General features: G+C 62.7%; 21 protein-coding genes. 4 read left to right on the top strand and 17 right to left on the bottom strand.

Annotated elements, in window-relative coordinates; translation table 11 throughout:
- Positions 1-199 precede the first annotated feature (199 nt).
- The 3 genes from clpB to rluD form a co-directional block, all read right to left on the bottom strand.
- Positions 200-2764 (bottom strand): ATP-dependent chaperone ClpB, encoded by a 2565-nt coding sequence (gene clpB, locus ACNFCH_RS24195; protein WP_323114028.1) that lies wholly within the window; start codon positions 2762-2764, stop codon positions 200-202.
- 268 nt (positions 2765-3032) lie between these two features.
- Positions 3033-3770, bottom strand: coding sequence for a peptidoglycan editing factor PgeF (pgeF, locus tag ACNFCH_RS24190; protein ID WP_416744195.1), 738 nt, complete (start codon positions 3768-3770; stop codon positions 3033-3035).
- Positions 3767-4729, bottom strand: coding sequence for a 23S rRNA pseudouridine(1911/1915/1917) synthase RluD (rluD, locus tag ACNFCH_RS24185; RefSeq protein WP_196162949.1), 963 nt, complete (start codon positions 4727-4729; stop codon positions 3767-3769). Before rluD ends, pgeF begins: the two co-directional genes overlap by 4 nt.
- Positions 4730-4877: 148 nt before the next feature.
- Here rluD and ACNFCH_RS24180 point away from each other — a divergent pair, with 148 nt between their 5' ends.
- Positions 4878-5897, top strand: coding sequence for an outer membrane protein assembly factor BamD (locus ACNFCH_RS24180; protein ID WP_043209657.1), 1020 nt, complete (start codon positions 4878-4880; stop codon positions 5895-5897).
- A gap of 93 nt (positions 5898-5990) precedes the next feature.
- Positions 5991-6221, top strand: a complete 231-nt coding sequence (locus ACNFCH_RS24175) for a PP0621 family protein (RefSeq protein ID WP_043209659.1) — start codon at positions 5991-5993, stop codon at positions 6219-6221.
- A 115-nt stretch (positions 6222-6336) separates the two neighbouring features.
- On the opposite strand, the gene thiO is transcribed toward ACNFCH_RS24175, so the two are convergent.
- Genes thiO through ACNFCH_RS24150 form a run of 5 tightly spaced genes read right to left on the bottom strand, consistent with a single transcriptional unit; the run spans position 6337 to position 9363 of the window.
- Positions 6337-7434 (bottom strand): glycine oxidase ThiO, encoded by a 1098-nt coding sequence (gene thiO / locus ACNFCH_RS24170; protein ID WP_337160277.1) that lies wholly within the window; start codon positions 7432-7434, stop codon positions 6337-6339.
- Positions 7435-7468: 34 nt separating this feature from the next.
- Positions 7469-7867 carry a type IV pilin protein gene (locus ACNFCH_RS24165; RefSeq protein WP_416744194.1) on the bottom strand — a complete coding sequence of 133 codons (399 nt, stop codon included), beginning with the start codon at positions 7865-7867 and terminating at the stop codon, positions 7469-7471.
- Between the two features lies 1 nt (position 7868).
- Complete coding sequence (locus tag ACNFCH_RS24160; protein WP_416744193.1) at positions 7869-8354, bottom strand: hypothetical protein; 486 nt, start codon at positions 8352-8354, stop codon at positions 7869-7871.
- On the bottom strand, positions 8351-9019 hold the full coding sequence (locus tag ACNFCH_RS24155) for a PilW family protein (protein WP_416744192.1): 669 nt from the start codon (positions 9017-9019) through the stop codon (positions 8351-8353). The genes ACNFCH_RS24160 and ACNFCH_RS24155 overlap by 4 nt, the downstream gene beginning before the upstream one ends.
- The gene (locus ACNFCH_RS24150) at positions 9016-9363 is read right to left on the bottom strand and encodes a type IV pilus modification PilV family protein (protein WP_416744191.1); all 348 of its coding nucleotides are present in this window, start codon (positions 9361-9363) and stop codon (positions 9016-9018) included. Before ACNFCH_RS24150 ends, ACNFCH_RS24155 begins: the two co-directional genes overlap by 4 nt.
- Before the next feature lie 108 nt (positions 9364-9471).
- Between ACNFCH_RS24150 and ACNFCH_RS24145 the strand changes: the two genes are divergently transcribed.
- The gene (locus tag ACNFCH_RS24145) at positions 9472-9963 is read left to right on the top strand and encodes a GspH/FimT family pseudopilin (RefSeq protein ID WP_337160281.1); all 492 of its coding nucleotides are present in this window, start codon (positions 9472-9474) and stop codon (positions 9961-9963) included.
- Here the strand turns inward: ACNFCH_RS24145 and ispH are convergent, their stop codons facing one another.
- The 6 genes from ispH to murJ all read right to left on the bottom strand — a co-directional run bounded on the left by ispH (position 9964) and on the right by murJ (position 17299).
- On the bottom strand, positions 9964-10911 hold the full coding sequence (gene ispH / locus ACNFCH_RS24140) for a 4-hydroxy-3-methylbut-2-enyl diphosphate reductase (RefSeq protein WP_323114026.1): 948 nt from the start codon (positions 10909-10911) through the stop codon (positions 9964-9966). It abuts the gene before it with no gap.
- A gap of 14 nt (positions 10912-10925) precedes the next feature.
- On the bottom strand, positions 10926-11363 hold the full coding sequence (gene fkpB, locus ACNFCH_RS24135; RefSeq protein ID WP_337160282.1) for an FKBP-type peptidyl-prolyl cis-trans isomerase: 438 nt from the start codon (positions 11361-11363) through the stop codon (positions 10926-10928).
- On the bottom strand, positions 11356-11871 hold the full coding sequence (lspA, locus tag ACNFCH_RS24130; protein ID WP_070093373.1) for a signal peptidase II: 516 nt from the start codon (positions 11869-11871) through the stop codon (positions 11356-11358). Before lspA ends, fkpB begins: the two co-directional genes overlap by 8 nt.
- The gene (ileS, locus tag ACNFCH_RS24125; protein WP_337160283.1) at positions 11864-14695 is read right to left on the bottom strand and encodes an isoleucine--tRNA ligase; all 2832 of its coding nucleotides are present in this window, start codon (positions 14693-14695) and stop codon (positions 11864-11866) included. Before ileS ends, lspA begins: the two co-directional genes overlap by 8 nt.
- Positions 14692-15642, bottom strand: coding sequence for a bifunctional riboflavin kinase/FAD synthetase (gene ribF, locus ACNFCH_RS24120; RefSeq protein ID WP_416744187.1), 951 nt, complete (start codon positions 15640-15642; stop codon positions 14692-14694). Before ribF ends, ileS begins: the two co-directional genes overlap by 4 nt.
- A 118-nt stretch (positions 15643-15760) precedes the next feature.
- The gene (gene murJ, locus ACNFCH_RS24115) at positions 15761-17299 is read right to left on the bottom strand and encodes a murein biosynthesis integral membrane protein MurJ (protein WP_416744185.1); all 1539 of its coding nucleotides are present in this window, start codon (positions 17297-17299) and stop codon (positions 15761-15763) included.
- 250 nt (positions 17300-17549) lie between these two features.
- Between murJ and rpsT the strand changes: the two genes are divergently transcribed.
- Positions 17550-17828 carry a 30S ribosomal protein S20 gene (gene rpsT / locus ACNFCH_RS24110; RefSeq protein ID WP_416744183.1) on the top strand — a complete coding sequence of 93 codons (279 nt, stop codon included), beginning with the start codon at positions 17550-17552 and terminating at the stop codon, positions 17826-17828.
- A gap of 153 nt (positions 17829-17981) precedes the next feature.
- Here rpsT and ACNFCH_RS24105 read toward each other — a convergent pair whose 3' ends face one another.
- Genes ACNFCH_RS24105 through ACNFCH_RS24095 form a run of 3 tightly spaced genes read right to left on the bottom strand, consistent with a single transcriptional unit; the run spans position 17982 to position 21547 of the window.
- A complete protein-coding gene (locus ACNFCH_RS24105) occupies positions 17982-20285 on the bottom strand; it encodes a PqiB family protein (RefSeq protein ID WP_337160285.1) in 2304 nt (767 codons plus the stop codon).
- Positions 20278-20901 carry a paraquat-inducible protein A gene (locus tag ACNFCH_RS24100; RefSeq protein WP_337160286.1) on the bottom strand — a complete coding sequence of 208 codons (624 nt, stop codon included), beginning with the start codon at positions 20899-20901 and terminating at the stop codon, positions 20278-20280. Before ACNFCH_RS24100 ends, ACNFCH_RS24105 begins: the two co-directional genes overlap by 8 nt.
- A complete protein-coding gene (locus tag ACNFCH_RS24095; RefSeq protein WP_337160287.1) occupies positions 20888-21547 on the bottom strand; it encodes a paraquat-inducible protein A in 660 nt (219 codons plus the stop codon). The genes ACNFCH_RS24100 and ACNFCH_RS24095 overlap by 14 nt, the downstream gene beginning before the upstream one ends.
- Between the last annotated feature and the right edge of the window lie 235 nt (positions 21548-21782).

The raw sequence follows: 21782 nt of genomic DNA, 5'->3' as shown, positions 1-21782 counted from the left end.
GGTGATCTGTGTAGTGCCTGACAGCGGGGCGTATATTAGGGGCACTCGATTTTCTGTGCAAGCATTTTTTTCAAAATATTCAGCAAGTTAGATCGGACCCAGAAAAATCAGGGGTTTGCGTTGCCCTCCCCCTACATCGCCGGGGCAGCCAAAACGAAAAAGCCCCGCATATGCGGGGCTCTTTCTTACACTGCCGGGCTCAGGCAAAGACGATTTCGTCGCCTTCGACCTTGGCGGTGATCGCCGCGCCAGGCAGGAACTGCCCACCGAGGATCAACTGCGCCAGCGGGTTTTCGATCCAGCGCTGGATCGCACGCTTGAGCGGCCGTGCGCCATACACTGGGTCGTAACCGACCGCGATCAGCTTGTCCAAGGCCTCCGGACTCAGGCTCAGCGACAGCTCGCGCTCGGCCAGGCGGCTGCGCAGGCGGCCAAGCTGGATCTCGGTGATACCGGCGATCTGGTCCCGACCCAGTGGCTCGAACACCACCACTTCATCGATCCGGTTGATGAACTCCGGACGGAAGTGCGAACCCACCGCATCCATCACCGCCGCACGTTGTGCCTCGCGGTCACCGGCCAACTCCTGGATCTGCGCCGAGCCCAGGTTGGAGGTCATCACGATCACCGTGTTGCGGAAGTCCACGGTACGGCCATGGCTGTCGGTCAAGCGGCCGTCTTCAAGTACCTGCAACAGCACGTTGAACACGTCCGGGTGAGCCTTCTCCACTTCATCGAGCAGCACCACCGAATACGGCTTGCGACGCACCGCCTCGGTCAGGTAGCCGCCCTCCTCGTAGCCGACATATCCGGGTGGAGCACCGATCAGTCGAGCCACGGAGTGCTTCTCCATGAACTCGGACATGTCGATCCGCACCATCGCCTCCTCGGTGTCGAAGAGGAACTCGGCCAGCGCCTTGCACAACTCGGTCTTGCCTACACCGGTCGGGCCGAGGAACAGGAACGAGCCGCTGGGTCGGTTGGGGTCGGCAAGACCGGCCCGGGAACGACGTACGGCGTTGGCCACGGCGGTCACGGCTTCGTTCTGGCCAATCACGCGCTGGTGCAGCAACGCTTCCATCTTCAGCAGCTTCTCGCGCTCGCCTTCGAGCATCTTGGCCACCGGAATGCCGGTCCACTTGGAGACCACTTCGGCGATTTCTTCTTCGGTCACCTTGTTGCGCAGCAACTGGTTCTCGGTCTTGCCGTGCTGGTCGACCATCTGCAGGCTGCGCTCCAGATCAGGGATGATCCCGTATTGCAGCTCGGCCATGCGGCTCAGGTCACCCTTGCGGCGGGCGGCCTCGAGCTCCTGACGGGCCTGCTCGATCTTTTGCTGGATCTGCGCAGAACCTTGCACCTCGGCTTTTTCCGAGGCCCAGATTTCTTCGAGGTCGGAATACTCGCGCTCCAGGCGCTCGATTTCCTCGGTCAGCTTCTCGAGGCGTTTTTTTGCCGCCTCGTCTTCTTCTTTCTTGAGCGCCTGGGACTCCACCTTCAACTGAATCAGGCGACGGTCGAGGCGATCGAGCACTTCAGGCTTGGAGTCGATCTCCATGCGGATGCGGCTGGCCGCTTCGTCGATCAGGTCGATGGCCTTGTCCGGCAACTGTCGATCGGTGATATAGCGGTGGCTCAGCTTGGCCGCGGCGATGATGGCACCGTCGGTGATAGCCACCTTGTGGTGCACCTCGTAGCGCTCCTTCAGGCCGCGCAGGATGGCGATGGTGTCTTCCTCGCTCGGCTCCTCGACCAGCACCTTCTGGAAGCGGCGCTCCAGCGCTGCGTCTTTTTCGATGAACTGGCGGTACTCGTTGAGCGTGGTGGCGCCAACGCAGTGCAGCTCACCACGGGCCAGGGCCGGCTTGAGCATGTTGCCGGCATCCATGGCGCCCTCGCCTTTACCGGCGCCGACCATGGTGTGCAGTTCGTCGATGAACAGGATGATCTGGCCTTCCTGCTTGGACAGCTCATTGAGCAACGACTTGAGGCGCTCTTCGAACTCACCACGGTACTTGGCGCCAGCGATCAGCGCGCCCATGTCCAGGGCAAGCAGGCGCTTGCCCTTGAGGCCATCGGGCACTTCGCCGTTGATGATGCGCTGGGCCAGGCCTTCGGCGATGGCGGTCTTGCCCACGCCAGGCTCTCCGATGAGCACAGGGTTGTTCTTGGTACGACGCTGCAGGACCTGCACGGTACGGCGGATCTCGTCGTCGCGGCCGATCACCGGGTCGAGCTTGCCTTCCTCGGCGCGCTTGGTCAGGTCGACGGTGTACTTGTCCAGGGCCTGGCGCGACTCCTCGGCATTGGGATCGTTGACCGCTGCACCGCCGCGCAGGTTGTTGATGGCGTTTTCCAGCGCCTTCTTGCTCACGCCCTGGCTGAGCAGGAGTTTGCCAAGTTTGCTGTTCTCGTCCATGGCCGCGAGCAGCACCAGCTCGCTGGAAATGAACTGGTCGCCCTTCTGCTGGGCCAGGCGGTCAGCCTGGTTGAGCAGGCGCGCCAGGTCCTGGGACATGTTCACGTCGCCCGTGGGATTCTGGATTTTCGGCAGTTGGTCCAGCTCTTTCACCAGGGCCTGACGCAGGCCATTGATGTCAAAGCCGACCTGCATCAGCAGCGGCTTGATGGAACCGCCTTGCTGATCGATCAGCGCCTGCATCAGGTGCAGGGGCTCGATGGCCGGGTGGTCCATACCTACGGCCAGGGATTGGGAATCGGATAACGCCAGTTGCAGCTTGCTGGTCAGTCGGTCTATTCGCATGGGGGATACCTTCCTTTAAAGGGCAGGCGGAGCGATGGACAGCACCTGTAATGAAGAACCTGCCTGAGATGACCAAATAGATAAGGCTGATTCTGGGTTTTTCAAGCTTAGCGGGGTTGACATAAGTCAGCAGTGCAGATCTTGTCTGGGAGCGCTTTGCGCTCCATCGCAGGCTTTACCGCGCCACGACTGGGGATCTGCAGAATCTGCGAATGCTGTAGGAGCTGGCGAAGCCTGCGATGGGGCGCAAAGCGCCCCGGCAAGGGCATCAGCGCTGCAACCAGACCAACGAAGCGAAGCGCCCGCCCTGCGGCGTGCGGCGATAGGAAAAGAAGCGCGGGTCATTGACCGTGCAGAAACCACCACCATAGACAGCGGTGACCCCACGGGCCGCCAGGCGGATGCGGGCCAGCTGGTAGATATCGGCCATCAACTTGCCAGGCCGCTCACCGTCGACGAAAGCTGCAGCAGACTCGGGGTGCACGGCAGTGAAGGCATCGCGCACCTCCAGCCCCACCTCGAACGCCTGCGGCCCGATGGCCGGGCCCAGCCATACCAGCACCTCGTCGGCGGGTACGCCGAGACGATCGAGCGTGGCCTCCAGCACACCGCCGGCCAACCCGCGCCAGCCTGCATGCGCAGCTGCCACGCGGGTACCGGCGCGATCGCAGAACAGGGCCGGCAGGCAGTCGGCGGTCATCACCGTGCAGGCGATGCCGGGCTGGTCGGTGAAGCTGGCGTCAGCCTCGGCTACAACGCCCGGGTCGGCGTCGGCCACCACCAGACCATGCACCTGCTTGAGCCACGCCGGGCGAATGCCAAAGGCCTCACTGAGGCGACGGCGGTTCTCGGCGACCGCAACCGAGTCGTCGCCCACGTGGTCACCGAGGTTGAATGTCTCGTAGGGCGGCAGGCTGACGCCGCCCTCGCGGGTAGTGACACAGGCGCGCACCGAGGCCGGGGCCGGCCAGTCGGGGATCAGCAGCGACTGCGTCAGGTCGTTCATCCGATGAAGCTCTCGCGGTCCTGGGCGAGCAGCGACAGCAGCCAGACGAAGTCGTCAGGCAGCGGCGAGGCCCATTCCATGCGTTCACCGGTGGTCGGATGGTCCAGCGCCAGGAAACGCGCATGCAGGGCCTGGCGCGGGAAGTGCTTGACCGCCTCGACCATGGCCACGCTGGCAGCCGGAGGAATGCGGAAGCGCCCGCCGTAGGTCTGGTCGCCAACCAGCGGGAAGCCCACATGAGCCATGTGCACACGGATCTGGTGGGTACGGCCGGTCTCGAGCTTGACCCGCACATGGGTGTGCGAGCGGAAGCGCTTGAGCACGCGGTAGTGGCTGACTGCGGGCTTGCCGCCGTCGGTCACCGCCATGCGCTGACGCATGCCGCCATGACGGCCGATGGGCGCGTCGATCTTGCCACCGGCGGTGACCACACCGACCACGATGCATTCATAGATGCGGCTGACCGAGCGCTTTTGCAGTTGGTCGACCAGGTTGGTCTGCGCCTGCAAGGTCTTGGCCACCACCATCAGGCCGGTGGTGTCTTTGTCCAGACGGTGCACGATACCGGCACGCGGCACGTTGATGATGTCCGGCACATGGTGCAGCAAGGCGTTGAGCAGGGTGCCGTCGGCATGGCCCGCGGCCGGGTGTACCACCAGCCCGGCAGGCTTGTTGATCACCAGGATCTGGTCGTCTTCGTAGACGATGTCCAGCTCGATGTCCTGGGCCACCCATTCACCCTGGGCCTCCTGCTCGGCTTCAAGGGCCAGGACGGAGCCACTGTGGACGATATCGCGCGGGCGCAGTACCGCGCCGTCGACTGTCAGGCGGCCATCCTTGATCCACGAGGACAGGCGCGAGCGCGAGTACTCGGAGAAGAGTTGGGCGGCGACTTGGTCGAGGCGTTGGCCGCCCAGTTCGGACGGGACCTCTGCGCTAAGTTGAATGATCTCGGACATGCTCGATTCGGCGGGCGCACAGCCTTTGGTTTCAGCTGCACGCTTGTGGTTAAATACGGCTTCTTTTGCCCCGGGTTTGGCCGGGGGCGCTCATCATAACAGGACGGCACCGCCCAAGACAGCGGCCGTCAAAGGGACGCAAGCCGCCATGCAAGTGAAACACCTGCTGCTGATCGCCATTCTCGGGCTCACCGCTGCCTGTTCCTCCAACAAGGAAGTCGTCGACGAGAACCTCAGCGAGGCCGAGCTGTACCAGCAGGCGCAGGCCGACCTGGACAACCACAGCTATACCAGCGCCGTGAACAAGCTCAAGGCCCTGGAATCGCGCTACCCGTTCGGCCGCTACGCCGATCAGGCGCAGCTGGAACTGATCTACGCCAACTACAAGAATGCCGAGCCGGAGGCCGCCAAATCCGCCGCCGAGCGCTTCATCCGCCTGCACCCTCAGCACCCGAACGTCGATTACGCCTACTACCTCAAGGGCCTGACCTCGTTCGACCAGGACCGCGGCCTGCTGGCGCGTTTCCTGCCGCTGGACATGACCAAGCGTGACCCAGGCGCCGCTCGCGACTCCTACAACGAGTTCGCCCAGCTGACCAGCCGCTTCCCCAACAGCCGCTACTCGCCGGACGCCAAGCAGCGCATGATCTACCTGCGCAACCTGCTGGCCTCCTACGAGATCCATGTCGCCGACTACTACCTGAGCCGCCAGGCCTATGTGGCCGCCGCCAACCGTGGCCGCTACGTGGTCGAGAACTTCCAGGAAACCCCATCGGTCGGCGACGGCCTGGCCGTGATGGTCGAGGCCTACCAGCGCCTGCACCTGGACGAGCTGGCTGCCACCAGCCTGGAAACCCTCAAGCTCAACTACCCAGACCACCCGAGCCTGGTCGACGGTCAATTCCAGCCCAAGCAGGAAGAAGCCGATAACCGCTCCTGGCTGTCCAAGGCCACCCTAGGCCTGATCGAAACCGAGACCCCGCTGCCGCCGGGCGAAACCCGTGCCAACCAGGACGTGGTCAAGCAGTTCCAGGACGCACGCTCGGAGATGCCTGAAGAGCTGCTGCCGAAGGACGAAGACGGCAACCCGATCCTGCCGGAAGGCCCGAAAGAAGCCGAAAAAGACCGCTCCTGGTTCAGCTACATGACCTTTGGTCTGTTCGACTGATATCACGCGCAACAGAAAGGGAGGCCCGAGGCCTCCCTTTTTTATTGACTGCGCCCTAGACTGTCGCTCTTTCCTCTCGACAAACTGGACACCATGGTTCGTCTACTTTTCTGGATCGCCGTGATCGGCGCTGCGTTCTGGCTGTGGCGCAAATTCAACGCCAGCCAGCAGTCGTCTTCCGAGCCCAAGCTCGATGACCCGCTGAAGATGGTGCGCTGCGCCCACTGCGGCGTGCACCTGCCCAATGACCGTGCCCTGCGCCGGGGCAATGACTGGTATTGCAGCCAGGCCCACCTGGAGCAAGGGCCCGGTCAGCAGCGTTGATGTGATTGTTCGCTGCAGGAGCGTCTGCGTTGTGTTGCCTGCGCCGGCCTATTCGCGGGTAAACCCGCTCCCACAGGGTGGAGCAGTGATCCTGTGGGAACAAAGCACGGCGGTGTCAAACCAGACGCGTACCTGGTGCATAGGGCGTCGGATCAATGATCGGCTCTGCGCCGGTCAACAGATCCGTGAACAGTTGGCATGATGCAGGCGCCAGCACCAGCCCATTGCGGTAATGCCCGCAGTTCAGCCACAGCCCCTCATGCCCTGGCACCGGTCCGATGTAAGGAATCCCCTCCGGGGAGCCTGGCCGCAGGCCCGCCCAGTGGGCAACCACCTCGGCATCGGCCAGTGCCGGCAACAGTTCTACCGCCGATGCCTTCAGGCTCTCCAGCGCCTCGTCAGTGGGGGTCTTGTCGTATCCGGCGTGCTCGAGGGTACTGCCCACCAGAATGTGCCCGTCACGACGTGGAATGGCGTAACGCCCCTTGGCCAGGACCATGCTCGGCAGGAAGTCCTCGGCACACTTGAACAGGATCATCTGCCCCTTCACCGGCTCCACTGGCAGCGCCAGCCCAAGGGTGCGCAGCAAGTCGCCACTCCAGGCACCGGCACTGAGGACCACCTCGTCCGCCGCCAGCACGCCATCGGCGGTGTGCACGCCGGTAATACGCCCATCCTCCTGGCAGAACCCGCTGACCTGGCAGTGCTCGCGCAGGGTCACATTGGGCATTGCCAGCAAGGCGGCCTTGAGTGACTTCACCAAGCGCGGGTTACGCACATTGGCCACCCCGGCCATGTAGATGGCGCGCTTGAAGCCAGGGCCAAGCACCGGTACTGCATCGTATGCCGCCGAGATATCCACAGGGCTCAATGGCCGCTGCTCGCGCTGGGCCCAGGCCAGGGCTTCGGTTTCGTCGTCCAGGTCCAGCCAGTACAGGCCAGTGGTGTGCACTTGCGGGTCGATACCGGTAGAAGCGAACAGGCGCTCGCCCAGCTGTGGATAGAAGTCCTGCGACCAGTGCGCCAGGGCGGTCACCGCCGGGCTGTAGCGCCAGGGATACAGCGGCGAGACGATACCGCCGCCCGCCCAGGAGGACTCGCGCCCCACCTCGCCCTGATCACATACCACCACCTGGCCGACCTTCGGCGCCAGGTTGAACGCCGTCAGCAGCCCGATCACCCCACCGCCGACAATCACTACTTGCTTGCTCATCTGTCGATCCACTACCTGAATTAAAACCGGGCCTTCAACGTCCCCAGCAATCTTCGGCCGGCATGCCAGCGCCTGGGTTGTCACGCACCCCAGCCTGGTCGAGCTGGAAGTCGCCACAACGGTCATCGGCCATCGAGCCTGCGGGCAGGCGTCTGGCGAGCAGCAGGAAGCTGTCGTCGTCACGCTGCGCCTGCAAACGGTAATGACGCGTGCCTTCAGGCAATGGCGGTACCTGAGGGTCAGGGTCGGCGTACTGGCCGGTACGCGCGCGATGGCGCTCCAGACGCAGGGCTGCGTCCTGCAGCAGGCCAACCACTTCGCTTCGCGCGGCGCGCCTGAGCTGGTCGCTGTAACTGGGGTAGGCAATGGCTGCCAGAATGCCGGTCACGGCCAGGACAATCAACAACTCGATCAGGCCAAGGCCTCGCTGCATGTCACTGCTCCCTCAAGCGTTGGCGCCACAACAGGCGCTGGGCGTTCGTCCCTTGCCCTGTCTCCACGGCGTAGATCGCCTCCAGCACATGCCGAGCCGTCGAGTGCTGGCTCACCGCCGTGACCCTGAACACACGCACAGCAATACCTTCGGGTACGTGTACCGCTTGGGTGCTTTCGCCCAGATTCTGCACCAGGAAGAATCCCTGCTCCGCCCGCTGCCACGACGCGCCGCCACCTTGCACGTCATGCGCCTCGACAGGCGGCGCACAGGGTGGCGTGCAGGGCCCAGGCGGCGCCCGCAATAAACGGTCACGCCCCTCCAACAAAGTGGCCTCGGCTTGTTCCAGCGCCTGGGCGTTGATCATCAGTTGAGCGGTCGAACGCGCCAGCCGCAAGGCATCCTGCAGTGCCGATGCCGCCAGCAGCCCCACGAGCAAACTCAGTAGCAGCCCGGTCAAGAGGACGATGCCACGTTGACGCCTCATGACTCGGGCAACCAGTTGCGCAGTGCCACACTCATCTCATGCCGCAGCTCGACCTGCTGCCGAGGATCGAGCAACGTGAGCTGCACATCGACGCGGCCACCCTCTTCCGTCGGCACCAGCGTGGCCCGCAGATCACGCACCTGGTCGATCAACGTCTGGGACTGGTTGCCACGTACCAATCGCAAGTCGTTGCCGTGCAATTGGTAAGTGACACGCTGAATGGGAAAGACCAGTGCGTCTGTCGTCGCGTGGGCATCGCGCGCACTCCTGACCTGCGCCCAGCTCAAGCAGTCAGTCAACAGTATCCAGTCCGGTTGCCTGCCCGTACCCGGCAGCTGTTCACCGACCAGACTCAGGCTCTCCAGGCGTCCGTCGCCTGATCGAGCGATGCGAACAGGCTGGGTAAATGCCTCGGCGGCCGCCGGGCTGTCGAAGTTGATGACCTCGTGACGCAGGCAGCCCAACATCCCGGCCGAGCGAATGTCCTGGGCCATGCGTTGCAACGCCAGCCGGGCGTCATCCTGCAGCCGCGCCGAGGCGGCCTGCGCTTGCCAAGCCTGGTACGTGGATACGAACACGTGGCTCGCCGCTCCCAGCAGCACCAGCCCGATCGCCAGCGCCAGCAGGGCTTCGAGCAATCCGAAGCCAGCCTGAGTACGGGTCATGGCGATACCCTGCCCTGCAAGCGAATGAGCGCCTGGCCTGACCTGTGAATTTCCAGTGACCAAGTCTCAGCGCTACCCGTCACCCGCCCCTGCGCCGAAGCCCCCAGCAGCCGGTGGATCTGCGCTTGCCAGTCAGCGCGATCAGCCTCCCGCAAGACACCAACCGCCCTGCCCCGCTCCAGCAGCCCTTGCGCCAGATAGATCGCCTGGCTGTCGCGTCGTGCCTCATCGCTCACCTGCAGCCCACGTAGCTGCTGCGCGGCGGCGGCGAACAGCCCCAGCGCCAACACAGTCATCGTCAACAACACTTCCAACAGCGTTATGCCGCGCTCCCTCGCTTGCATCCTTCCCTCCTGGGAAATTTCCTGCCCTTGCTCTCCACACCTGCCGACTGGACGCTCTGCCCATCGACCTCGAAGCTACAGCGAAGCACGTCCGGGGAGGAATGCACGGTGCAGCAACGTGGAGCAACACTGATACAAATGATGTGCGCCTTGGCGCTGGTCAGCCTTCTGGCACAGGTAGGGTTGCCGGCCTACGCCAATCTCAGCCACGACCTACACCAAGCCGCCGCAGCCCGCTACCTGGCGCAAGCATTGCGTAGCGCACGCAGCCACGCCGTACTGCAACAGCAAGCGGTACAGGTACAAGCGCTGGAAGGTGATTGGGGATTGGGCTGGCGTACACACTTGGCGCACAACGGGCAATTGCTGCACGAGCAACGCCTCGTGCGCAGGCTCGAGATCGCCAGCAATGTGGACAACCAAGTGACGTTCAGCGGCCTGGGCGTTCCGCTGCGAGGGAATCGCGGATTTCTCGGGGCTACCTTGGAGATTTGCCCACGCCCGGAGCAAGCGAGCCAGTATTGGGTGGTGCTGGCACCCAGCGGCAGGGTCGACCTGCGCACCGGAACGAGGGGGTCGTCACGGTGCGCAGGCGCCTGATCAGATCAGCGAGCGAACCCGCAGTTCCTTGGGCATGGAGAAGGTGATGTTCTCCTCACGGCCATCGAGCTCTTCAGCGCCGGTGGCGCCCCAGGCACGCAGCTGTTCGATCACACCACGCACCAATACCTCGGGGGCAGAGGCGCCGGCGGTGATGCCGATGCGGGCCATGCCATCGAACCAGCCTTGTTGCAGGTCCTCGGCACCATCGATGAGGTAGGCCGGGGTGCCCATGCGTTCGGCCAGCTCGCGCAGACGGTTGGAGTTGGAACTGTTGGGACTGCCGACCACCAGCACCACATCACACTCATCGGCCAGTTGCTTGACGGCATCCTGGCGATTTTGCGTGGCGTAGCAAATGTCGTCCTTGCGCGGGCCCCCGATGTTCGGGAAGCGCGCACGCAGGGCATCGATGACTCGGCTGGTGTCATCCATCGACAGGGTCGTCTGGGTCACGAAGGCCAGGTGCTCGGGGTCGCGAACCTGAAGGCTTGCGACATCGTCTTCATCCTCGACCAGATAGATCGCGCCGCCATTGCTGGCGTCGTACTGACCCATGGTGCCCTCGACTTCCGGGTGCCCGGCATGGCCGATGAGGATGCACTCCTTGCCGTCGCGGCTGTACTTGGCCACTTCGATGTGGACCTTGGTCACCAGCGGGCAAGTGGCGTCGAACACTTTCAGCCCCCGGCCAGCGGCTTCCTGGCGCACGGCCTGGGAAACACCGTGGGCGCTGAAGATGACGATGACGTCGTCCGGCACCTGGTCGAGTTCTTCGACGAAGATAGCCCCGCGATTGCGCAGGTCCTCGACCACGAACTTGTTGTGCACCACTTCGTGACGCACGTAGATCGGCGGGCCGAAGACTTCCAGGGCGCGGTTGACGATCTCGATCGCCCGGTCGACCCCCGCGCAGAAGCCGCGAGGGTTGGCGAGTTTGATTTGCATGCTCGGCTCCAGGCTTACAGGGCCTTGACCTCGAGGATATCCACCTCGAAGGTCAAGGTCTTGCCAGCCAGTGGGTGATTGAAATCGATGGTCACCTGGTCGTCATCGAACGCCTTGACCACGCCCGGTAGCTCGGCATTGGCGGCATCGTTGAAGATCACCAGCAGGCCTTCGGACAGTTCCATGTCAACGAACTGCGAACGCGGCATGACCTGCACGTTCTGCGGATTCGGCTGGCCGAAGGCGTTCTCAGGGGCGATGGTCAGCGTACGCTTGTCACCGGCCTTGAAGCCGAACAGCGCAGTCTCGAAGCCCGGCAGCAGGTTGCCATCGCCCACCTTGAAGGTGGCAGGCGCCTTGTCGAACGTGCTGTCGACGGTGTCGCCGTTTTCCAGATGCAGCGCGAAGTGCAGGGTGACTTCAGTGTTCTGACCGATACGGGTCTCAGTCATGGACAGGTTCTCCGGACTTCTTGCTCTTGAACATATCCAGCGCAAGCATCACCGCACCAACAGTGATAGCGCTGTCGGCCAGGTTGAAGGCCGGGAAATACCAACGGTTCTGCCAGTGCACCAGGATGAAGTCGACCACATGGCCCAGCACGATGCGGTCGTACAGGTTACCCAGCGCACCGCCCAGCACCAGCGCCAAGGCGACGGCCAGCCAGGTGTCGTTGCGGCCCAAGCGCTTGAGCCAGACCACCAGCACCGCGCTGACCACCACGGCGATCAGGGCGAACAGCCAGCGCTGCCAGCCTGAGCTGTCAGCCAGGAAGCTGAATGCCGCGCCGGTGTTGTAGGCCAGGGTCCAGCTGAAGTAGTCAGGGATGACCACGATCTGCTGGTACAGCTTCAGGGCACCTTCGAAATAGACCTTGGTGGCCTGGTCCAGGACCAGGACCACCAGGCTCAGCCAGAGCCAGGCAAGGCGCCCGAAGCGCCCCGCTGCAGGATTAGGCATAGTGGCGCACCTCGCCGGAACCGCTGAGGTTGTCTACACAGCGACCGCAGATTTCTGGATGCTCCGGGTGGCTGCCGACGTCGGCGCGGAAGTGCCAGCAACGGCCGCACTTGGCGTGGCCGGACTTGACGACCTTCAGCTTGAGGCCTTCGACTTCAGTTGTCACGGCATCGGCCGGCGCCTGGACGAACGGCACCACGCTGGCGGCGGAGGTGATCAGCACAAAGCGCAGTTCATCGCCCAGCTTGGCCAGGTCGGCGCTCAGGCCTTCCTCGGCGAACAGGGTGACTTCAGCCTGTAGGTTGCCGCCGATGGCCTTGGCCGCGCGCTGGTTCTCCAGCTCTTTGTTGACCGCTGCCTTGACCGCCATGACGCGGTCCCAGTAGGCGCGATCCAGCTCGAAGCCTTCCGGCAGCTCGGACAGCCCTTGGTACCAGGTGTTGAGCATGACCGACTCGTTGCGCTCGCCCGGCAGGTACTGCCAGATCTCGTCGGCGGTGAATGCCAGGATCGGAGCGATCCAGCGCACCAGGGCCTCGCTGATGTGGTACAGCGCGGTCTGGCAGGAGCGGCGGGCGACACTGTTGGCGCCGGTGGTGTACTGACGGTCCTTGATGATGTCGAGGTAAAAGCCGCCCAACTCCTGGACGCAGAAGTTGTGCACCTTGGAGTAGACGTTCCAGAAACGGTACTCGCTGTAGTGTTCTTCGAGCTCACGCTGCAGCAGCAGGGTGCGATCGACGGCCCAGCGGTCCAACGCCAGCATGTCTTCGGCCGGCAGCAGGTCGCGGGCCGGGTCGAAGCCGGACAGGTTGGAAAGCAGGAAGCGCGCGGTGTTGCGGATACGACGGTAGGCGTCGGCGCTGCGCTGCAGGATCTGCTCGGAGACCGCCATCTCGCCCGAATAGTCGGTGGCCGAGACCCACAGACGCAGGATGTCGGCACCCAGGGTGTCGTTGACCTTCTGCGGCTCGATGGTGTTGCCCAGCGACTTGGACATCTTGCGGCCGCTTTCGTCGACGGTGAAGCCGTGGGTCAGCAGTTCGCGGTACGGCGCATGATTGTCGATGGCGCAACCGGTCAGCAAGGAGGAGTGGAACCAGCCGCGGTGCTGGTCCGAGCCTTCCAGGTACAGGTCGGCGCGCGGGCCGGTGGAGTGGCCGATATCGTGGGAGCCACGCAGCACGTGCCAGTGGGTAGTGCCGGAGTCGAACCAGACGTCCAAGGTGTCGGAGATCTTGTCGTACTGGCCAGCTTCGTCACCGAGCAGCTCAGCAGCGTCCAGCTTGAACCACGCCTCGATGCCTTCCTTCTCGACGCGCTTGGCCACTTCTTCCATCAGCTCGACGGTGCGCGGGTGCAGCTCGCCGGTTTGCTTGTCGAGGAAGAACGGAATCGGCACGCCCCAGTTGCGCTGACGCGAGATGCACCAGTCCGGGCGGTTGGCGATCATCGAGTGCAGACGAGCCTGGCCCCAGGATGGGACGAACTTGGTCTCTTCGATGGCCTTGAGGGCGCGCTCACGCAGCGGCTCACCGGTGGTGGGCTGCTTGTCCATGCCGACGAACCACTGGGCGGTGGCGCGGTAGATCAGCGGGGTCTTGTGACGCCAGCAGTGCATGTAGCTGTGGCTGATGGTCTCGGTGTGCATCAGCGCACCGACTTCGCTCAGCTTGTCGACGATGGCCGGGTTGGCCTTCCAGATGAACTGGCCGCCGAAGAATGGCAGCGACTCGACGTACACGCCGTTGCTTTGCACCGGGGTGAGGATGTCTTCGTTGACCATACCGTAGCGCTTGCAGGTGACGAAGTCGTCTTCACCGTAGGCGGGCGAGGAGTGAACCACGCCGGTACCGGCGCCCAGCTCGACGTAGTCGGCCAGGTAGATCGGCGACAGGCGGTCGTAGAACGGGTGACGGAAGTTGATCAGCTCCAGCGCCGAACCCGGCGCGGTGGCGATCACCGAACCTTCCAGGTTGTAGCGCTTGAGGCACGACTCGACCAGTTCCTCGGCCAGCACCAGCAGGCGCTCGCCGGTATCGACCAGGGCGTAGTTGAACTCCGGGTGGATGTTCAGCGCCTGGTTGGCCGGGATGGTCCACGGGGTGGTGGTCCAGATGACGATGGCAGCGGGCTTGGCGAGGCTTGCCAGGCCGAAGGCGGCTGCCAGCTTGTCGGCATCGGCGACCGGGAAGGCCACATCGATGGTCTGGGATTTCTTGTCGGCGTACTCGACTTCGGCTTCGGCCAGTGCCGAACCGCAATCGAAGCACCAGTTCACCGGCTTGAGGCCCTTGAACACGAAACCTTGCTTGACCATTTCGGCCAACGCGCGGATTTCACCGGCTTCGTTGGCGAAGTTCATGGTCTTGTAGGGGTTGTCCCAGTCACCCAGCACGCCCAGGCGGATGAACTCGGTCTTCTGGCCTTCGATCTGCTCGGCGGCGTACTCGCGGCACAGCTCGCGGGTGCGGTCGGCGGTCAGGTGCTTGCCGTGGGTGACCTCGACCTTGTGCTCGATCGGCAGGCCGTGGCAGTCCCAGCCCGGTACGTAGGGCGCATCGAAGCCCGACAGGGTCTTGGAGCGGACGATCATGTCCTTAAGGATCTTGTTCAGCGCATGACCGATATGAATCTTGCCGTTGGCATAGGGCGGGCCGTCGTGCAGGACGAACTTCGGACGATCCTTGCCAATTTCGCGCAGCTTCTGGTACAGGCCAATGCTGTCCCAGCGCTGCAGGATCTGCGGTTCGCGCTGAGGCAGGCCGGCCTTCATCGGGAAGGCGGTGTCCGGAAGGTTAAGCGTGGCTTTGTAGTCGGTCATTTCAGGCTCTTCGTTAGCGGTTGAGCGTGCCAGTGGGCACGTGCGGCGGCGATGTCCGCGTCGATCGCCGACTTCAGCGCCTCCAGGGAGGCGAAACGCTGCTCCTCGCGCAGCTTCTGGTGGAACTCCACCGTCAGGCGCCGGCCATATAGATCGCCGGCGAAATCCAAAAGATGAATCTCCAGGTGGGGACGGCCATCACCGGCAACGGTGGGTCGAACCCCGATGTTGGCGACACCTGGCCAGACCTTGCCGTCGATCTCGGCACTGGTCAGGTAAACGCCGCTCAGCGGCACGCGGCGGCGCTTGAGCTGGATATTGGCGGTGGGTGTGCCGAGCTGGCGCGCCAGCTTCTGGCCGTGCAACACCCGGCCGGTGATACGGTAGGGGCGGCCCAACAAATGCGCGGCCAGCTCGAAATCAGCTTGGGCCAGCGCCTTGCGCACTTCGGTGCTGCTGACGCGCAGGCCATCCTGGATGACGGTGTTGGCCGCCTCCACGCTAAAGCCATGCTGCTGCCCGGCCTCGACCAGGAAGGCGAAGTCACCGGCGCGGTCGCAGCCGAAGCGGAAATCATCGCCGACCTCCAGGTGACGCACACCCAGGCCATCGACCAGGATGGCCTTGACGAACGCGTGGGCGCTGAGCTGGCTCAAGCGTTGGTTGAAGGCCAGGCACAGGGCCCGGTCGATGCCCTCGGCGGCCAGCAGTTCGACCTTGTCGCGCAGGCGTGCCAGACGAGCGGGTGCGGTGTCGGGGGCGAAGTATTCGCGCGGCTGGGGCTCGAAGATCACCACGCAGGTCGGCAGGCCAAGCGCCTGCCCGCGCTCGCGCAGGCGCGCCAGGATTGCCTGGTGGCCACGGTGAACCCCGTCGAAGTTGCCAATGGTGGCGACACAGCCCCGGTGCTCGGGGCGCAGGTTGTGAAGACCTCGAACCAGCTGCATAACGCGCTTCTTGCTCATAAAGTGGCCGATTATAACCACACCCGGGCGCCGGTGACAGGCAGCAGCGCCAAGGGGTGGCGTGGAATGCGAAAAACCGACGCCTGACCCGCCGCCGGCCTCAGTGCAAGGCCTTGCGGGCAAAATGCCGAGGGCGGAAACCACACAGGTACAGGCAACCGAAGTAGGTCACCACACCCGCGAGGATCAACGCCCCCAGACGCAGGAATCGCTCAGGCATGCCGCCCTGCTCCCAGGCAGGCATGTAGTGCATGCCTGCCAGCAGCACACCGGACATCAGGCCCACCGCCAGCACCAGTTTGCACAGGAACATCGCCCAACCCGGCTGCGGCTGGAACAACTGCTGGCTGCGCAGCTTCCAGTACAGCAGGCCGGCATTCAGGCACGCCCCCAGGCTGATGGCCAAGGCAAGGCCCGCATGCTGCAACGGGCCTATCAGGGCCAGGTTGAGCAGTTGGGTGCAGACCAGGGTGAAGATCGCGATCTTCACCGGTGTGCGGATATTCTGCTGTGCATAGAAGCCCGGGGCCAGCACCTTCACCAGAATGAGTGCCTGCAGGCCGACTGAGTAGGCGATCAGGGCGCGCTGGGTCATGGCAGCATCGAACGACGTGAACTTGCCATACTGGAACAGCGCCACGGTCAGCGGCTCGGCGAGAATACCCAGCGCCAGGGTGCAAGGCAGCACCAGCAGAAAGCACAGGCGCAGCCCCCAATCGAGGATCCGCGAATACTCGTGGCGGTCACGGTTGGCATAGGTCTTGGCCAGGGTCGGCAGCAAGATGGTACCCAAGGCCACGCCCAGCACGCCGGAAGGCAACTCCATGAGACGATCGGCGTAATACATCCAGGACACCGAGCCCGCCACCAGGAAGGAAGCAAAGATGGTGTTGATGATCAACGAGATCTGGCTGACGGAGACCCCGAGGATCGCCGGCAGCATCTGCTTGAGCACACGCCAGACGCCAGTGTCGCGCAGGTTCAGCCGCGGCAGCACGAGCATGCCGATCTTTTTCAGTGCCGGCAGCTGATACAGCAGCTGCGCGAGGCCGCCGGCCAGCACGCCCCAGGCCAGGGCCATGATGGGTGGGTCGAAGTATGGGGTGAGCAGCACGGCGAACGCGATCATCGCGACGTTCAGCAGTGTCGGCGTGAAGGCCGGCACCGAGAAGCGGTTCCAGGTATTGAGGATCGCCCCGGCCAGCGAGGACAGCGAGATCAGCAATATATAAGGGAATGTCACCCGCAGCAGGGCGGTGGTCAGCTCGTACTTCTCGACACTGTCGACAAAACCCGGCGCGGTCACCCAGACCACCCAGGGCGCGGCGAGGATCCCCAGGGCGGTGACCACGGCCAGTGCCAGGGTCAGCAGGCCACTGATATAGGCGATGAAGGTGCGGGTGGCCTCCTCGCCCTGCTGAGTCTTGTACTCGGCCAGGATTGGCACGAACGCCTGCGAGAACGCGCCTTCGGCGAAGATCCGGCGCAGCAGATTGGGCAATTTGAAGGCAATGAAGAAGGCATCGGTGGCGATACCGGCGCCGAAAACCCGCGCCAGGATGGTGTCGCGTATGAACCCGAGCACCCGGGAGATCATGGTGATGGAACTGACGGCGGCCAGGGATTTGAGCAGGTTCATGGAAAAATTTCACGCCAAGGACGGAGGGCGCTGCCAGAAAGCGCCCGAGTGTGCGATACTTCCGCGCCGTTGAAGGGGAAGCCAAAACTCCCGAGTTTACAGGTCGCTGCGCAGAAAGGAATCATTCCTTCACGCTCGCGAACCGCTCGGCGGAACCCTCAAGGTGGCCTTGACAACCGTTCGACTGATCGGCATGATTCGCGGCCTATTTTGTTTGCTATTTACCTAAAGTCTTTCGAGGAGCTCGACGGTGGCCAACTCACCTTCCGCCAAGAAACGTGCAAAACAGGCTGAGAAGCGTCGCAGCCACAACGCCAGCCTGCGTTCCATGGTCCGCACCTACATCAAGAATGTAGTCAAGGCCATCGACGCAAAAGACGCCGAAAAAGCGCAAGCCGCCTACACCCTGGCTGTGCCTGTTATCGACCGTATGGCCGACAAAGGTATCATCCACAAGAACAAGGCTGCTCGCCACAAAGGCCGTCTGAATGGCCACATCAAGGCGCTGAAAGAAGCTGCAGTTGCCTAAGCGATGCGCTTGTCGAAAAACCGACCCTAGGGTCGGTTTTTTATTGCCTGCGATTTGAGCAAATAATAAGGGCCGTTGAGAGACCCCATCACCACGCAGTAACCCTCCTGCGCTGCGACAGGGCCGCACAGCGGCCCTTTTTTGCATGCCCTACTACTTGCTGCCGATTTGAATCTTCGGTGCCCACAGCAGCCATTCATCCTCAGGCTTGTCGAACAAGGCGAAAGTCTGTTGCGGCCGGGCCGGGCTGCCCATCTTGTCGCCATCGGGTGTCGCGAAGGCAATGCCGCCATCAATGAGGGTCTCCAGGGACTCGGTCCGAACCGTGGCACCCTTGAACAGGCCCCAGTCGAAGCCAAAGCCGCTGCTGTTCCAGAACCGGCTGCCACCGCGCACCAACGCCGCGTAGCGAGGCTCGATGAGGATGTGGATGAGCACGCGGTCGGCAGTCTGCCCCAGCTCGAAGCCCGTCACCTTGCCCACCGCCACCTCACGATAGGTCACCGGCACGCCCGGCTTGATGGACCCACGGCGTGGCGCACTGAGGGTCAGCGGCAAGCCGACCTCCGGCTCGGTCATCTCGGGAGCCTCAGGCAGGGCGATGAAGTCGCGCTGCGGCCCCTTGGATTTCAGGGCCGGTAGCACTTCCAGATAGAGCCCGCCTACAAGGGTATCGAGGTTTTCGGTACGCACCAGACCAAAGGCCGGCTTGACCACCCAGAACCGGGTGCCAGCTCGAGCAATGCGATCCTGGGCACCGGTAATGCGCGCACGCAGCAGCACAGCCTGCAGGTCGGACGTCAAGTCGACGCTTTCCACACTGCCCACATCCAGGCCGCGGAAGCGAATAGGCGTGCCTGGCTTGAGGCCGTCAGCGCGATCCACACGAATGGTGATCAGGGTACCTGCGCGATCAGCGGCCTCCTGATTGTCGTGCAAGCGGAAGCGTGGAATACGTCGCTTCAACGGCACATCAGCCTTCGGCGTATCGAACGCCACACCGCCAGCCATGAGCGTCTGCAGCGATTCGCTCTTGACCTTGATCCCTGAAAGGTCGCCGGACAAGGTAATACCGCTGGCATTCCAGAAGCGCGAAGAGCCGTTGACCAGGTGGGCGTACTCCTGCTCGATATGTACACCGATCAGGATGCGCTTGCTGTTGCGAGCAAACTGGTAGCTTTGCACGCTACCGACCTTGACCTGGCGATACATCACCGGACTGCCGACTTCCAGCGAGCCCAGATTATCGGCAAACAGGACCATGTGCAGGCCTGGCGCTTTCAGGTCCAAGGGTGGTGCCTTCGGCCGCGCCTCGAACTCACGCTGTGGCTTGGCGCCCTTCTCGCCTGGACGTATGGCGATATAGTTGCCTTTGACCAATGCCTCCAGGCCCGTGATACCAGCCAGCGAAATGGAAGGCTTGACCACCCAGAACTGCGTACCTTCAACCAGGTAGTCTTCGGCCAGAGGGTCGAGGGTCAATTCAGCGGTGGCGCTGGTCAGGTCATCCGCGATTTTCATCGTCTTCAGCGATCCCACCTGAATGCCTTTGTACATGACGGGGGTACGCCCGGCCTGCAGGCCTTCGTAGTCCGTCAGCTTGACCTTGATGCGGATACCCGCCTGGGCAGCATCGAAGTCCTCGTACAGACGGAAAGGCAGACTGGGATCGGTGGGCGGGCTGTCCTTGCGGTACTCTGGGGTGGCAAAGGCAATACCCCCGGCGACGATACTGGCCAGGGATTCGCTACGCACTTTCACGCCCGACAGATCCGCATCGATGCTGATGCCGCTGGCGTTCCAGAAGCGCGTGTGCTTGCGCACCAGATTGGCGTAGGCCGGCTCGATGAACACCTTGATCTCGACCGTGTCCTGGTCTTCCGAAAGGCGATAGCTCTTCACCCGACCGACTTGGATCTGCTTGTAGAAAATAGGGCTGTCGCGATTGAGCGAGCCCAGGCGATCCGCCTTGAGGGTCAAGTGCAGGCCAGGCTCGCTATCGGACAGGGGCGGCGCCTCGGAGAGGGCGGTAAAGCGCTTGGTCTTTTCCCCTCCTCCCGGGCTCACGGCAATGTAGTTGCCTGAAACCAGGGTTTCCAAACCTGTGATCCCTGCCAGGCTGACGCTCGGCTTGACTAGCCAGAAACGCGTCCCTGTGGTCAAGTGAGGCTCGGCCTCCTTCCTCATCTCAATGGTGGCGATGACGCCCGTGTTACTCCCTTTGGCGTCGAGCACCAAGGTCTTTACCTTGCCGACGGACATGCCCTTGTAGATGACTTCGGTCTTGTTGGCGACGATGCCTTCACCGGACAGGAAACGAACCTGGATATCCACTCCTGAATCACGATAGGCCTGCCAAGCCAGCCAGCCGCCAATCAATAGGGCAATCAGCGGCAAAATCCATATAGCCGACCAGTTCGAAGCTGGGCGGGTTTTAGCCGTAGGCATGTCACTCATGGTCGTTATCCGACTCCGTGTTATCCCAAATCAGTCGGGGATCGAAAGTTAAGGCTGCGAGCATTGTCAGAATCACCACTGAGGCAAAGGCGACGGCGCCCAGGTTGGCTTCGACGCTGGCAATACGGCCGAAATTCACAACCGCCACAAGGATGGCGATGACGAAGATATCCAGCATGGACCAGCGGCCAATGAACTCGATGAAGCGATACATCAGGATCCGCTGACGCGCCGACAGCGGTTGGTGGCGTTGCACCGAGTACAGCAACAGCCCGATACCCACCAGCTTGAAAGTGGGCACCAGGATACTGGCAATGAACACCACGGCAGCGATCGGCAACATGCCGTGTTTGAGCAGGGTAATGACGCCAGACATGATAGTGTCCGGACTGCCCTGCCCCAGCGCGCTTACCGTCATGATCGGCAGCACGTTGGCGGGAATATAGAGAATGGACGCGGTAATCAGCAGCGCCCAGGTGCGCACGATACTGTTGGGCCGCCGCGCATGCACGATGGCGCCACAACGGGTACAGGACTGCGTATCGCTGTCAACCAACTGCCGGTTCAATTCATGGCACTCATTGCAGACCAGGATGCCTGCATCAATCGCCCGCATGCTCATCCTCCCCCGACAATGCACTCCAGATCTGATGTGGCGACATCACTACCTCCAGCCATACCTGGACCAATAACAGACTGATAAAACAGAACAGGCCCAGGCCTATGGTCAACTCCGCGAGATCAACCAGCTTGACGATGGCAACCAGAACACCCATGAAGTAGACCTCGAGCATGCCCCAGTCACGCAGGTGGTGATAAACACGATAGAAGAGCAACCCGTAACTTCGCCCGAAATCCAGGCGAATGCTCAGCAGAACCAGCAACTGGCAGAAAAGCTTGAGCAAGGGAATCGCCATGCTGCACAGGAACACGACAACGGCAACGCCGCGCATGTTTGAGTTGAAAAGGCCCAGCACTCCACTCCAGACGGTGTCGTCCGAAGTCTGGCCGAGCAGGTGCAACTGCATGATGGGTAGAAAGTTGGCTGGCACGTAGAGCAGCAAGGCCGTCAATACCAACGCTAGGCTGCGATTGACCACGTTGTGACGATGAGCATAGAGCTCGTAGCCACAGCGTGGGCAATGGGCCTTTTCGTCATTCTGCAACGCCGGCTTGCGCATCAGCAGGTCGCATTCGTGACAAGCCACGAGCTTATCCAGCGGCAAATGGGCCAGCGCTTCGGAGTCGACAGGATTAGGCATATCGAAAGTCTGAATAGATGAATGGACGCTATTCTAGTGCTCTGACTCAAATTGTGGGAGATGATGGCCATAGGGATGGCCCTGGATGCCTGAGCGCCTGCTAGAGGAGCGTAGCGGTCGGAACCAGAAAAGACAAAACCCCTACCTGCTCGCGCAGATAGGGGTTTTGCGAAATGAATCTTGACGATGACCTACTCTCACATGGGGAAGCCCCACACTACCATCGGCGATGCAT

Origin of the sequence: Pseudomonas sp. NY15354 (genome assembly GCF_048068075.1) — a bacterium.
GTDB classification, from domain to species: Bacteria; Pseudomonadota; Gammaproteobacteria; order Pseudomonadales; family Pseudomonadaceae; genus Aquipseudomonas; species Aquipseudomonas guariconensis_C.
This window is presented reverse-complemented; position numbering and strand designations above follow the sequence as displayed.

Bases quoted from the DNA above. Each gene is read 5' to 3' on its own strand.
- clpB (WP_323114028.1), bottom strand. From the start codon at position 2,764: ATGCGAATAGACCGACTGACCAGCAAGCTGCAACTGGCGTTATCCGAT.
- pgeF (WP_416744195.1), bottom strand. From the start codon at position 3,770: ATGAACGACCTGACGCAGTCGCTGCTGATCCCCGACTGGCCGGCCCCG.
- rluD (WP_196162949.1), bottom strand. From the start codon at position 4,729: ATGTCCGAGATCATTCAACTTAGCGCAGAGGTCCCGTCCGAACTGGGC.
- ACNFCH_RS24180 (WP_043209657.1), top strand. From the start codon at position 4,878: ATGCAAGTGAAACACCTGCTGCTGATCGCCATTCTCGGGCTCACCGCT.
- ACNFCH_RS24175 (WP_043209659.1), top strand. From the start codon at position 5,991: ATGGTTCGTCTACTTTTCTGGATCGCCGTGATCGGCGCTGCGTTCTGG.
- thiO (WP_337160277.1), bottom strand. From the start codon at position 7,434: ATGAGCAAGCAAGTAGTGATTGTCGGCGGTGGGGTGATCGGGCTGCTG.
- ACNFCH_RS24165 (WP_416744194.1), bottom strand. From the start codon at position 7,867: ATGCAGCGAGGCCTTGGCCTGATCGAGTTGTTGATTGTCCTGGCCGTG.
- ACNFCH_RS24160 (WP_416744193.1), bottom strand. From the start codon at position 8,354: ATGAGGCGTCAACGTGGCATCGTCCTCTTGACCGGGCTGCTACTGAGT.
- ACNFCH_RS24155 (WP_416744192.1), bottom strand. From the start codon at position 9,019: ATGACCCGTACTCAGGCTGGCTTCGGATTGCTCGAAGCCCTGCTGGCG.
- ACNFCH_RS24150 (WP_416744191.1), bottom strand. From the start codon at position 9,363: ATGCAAGCGAGGGAGCGCGGCATAACGCTGTTGGAAGTGTTGTTGACG.
- ispH (WP_323114026.1), bottom strand. From the start codon at position 10,911: ATGCAAATCAAACTCGCCAACCCTCGCGGCTTCTGCGCGGGGGTCGAC.
- fkpB (WP_337160282.1), bottom strand. From the start codon at position 11,363: ATGACTGAGACCCGTATCGGTCAGAACACTGAAGTCACCCTGCACTTC.
- lspA (WP_070093373.1), bottom strand. From the start codon at position 11,871: ATGCCTAATCCTGCAGCGGGGCGCTTCGGGCGCCTTGCCTGGCTCTGG.
- ileS (WP_337160283.1), bottom strand. From the start codon at position 14,695: ATGACCGACTACAAAGCCACGCTTAACCTTCCGGACACCGCCTTCCCG.
- ribF (WP_416744187.1), bottom strand. From the start codon at position 15,642: ATGCAGCTGGTTCGAGGTCTTCACAACCTGCGCCCCGAGCACCGGGGC.
- murJ (WP_416744185.1), bottom strand. From the start codon at position 17,299: ATGAACCTGCTCAAATCCCTGGCCGCCGTCAGTTCCATCACCATGATC.
- ACNFCH_RS24105 (WP_337160285.1), bottom strand. From the start codon at position 20,285: ATGAGTGACATGCCTACGGCTAAAACCCGCCCAGCTTCGAACTGGTCG.
- ACNFCH_RS24100 (WP_337160286.1), bottom strand. From the start codon at position 20,901: ATGCGGGCGATTGATGCAGGCATCCTGGTCTGCAATGAGTGCCATGAA.
- ACNFCH_RS24095 (WP_337160287.1), bottom strand. From the start codon at position 21,547: ATGCCTAATCCTGTCGACTCCGAAGCGCTGGCCCATTTGCCGCTGGAT.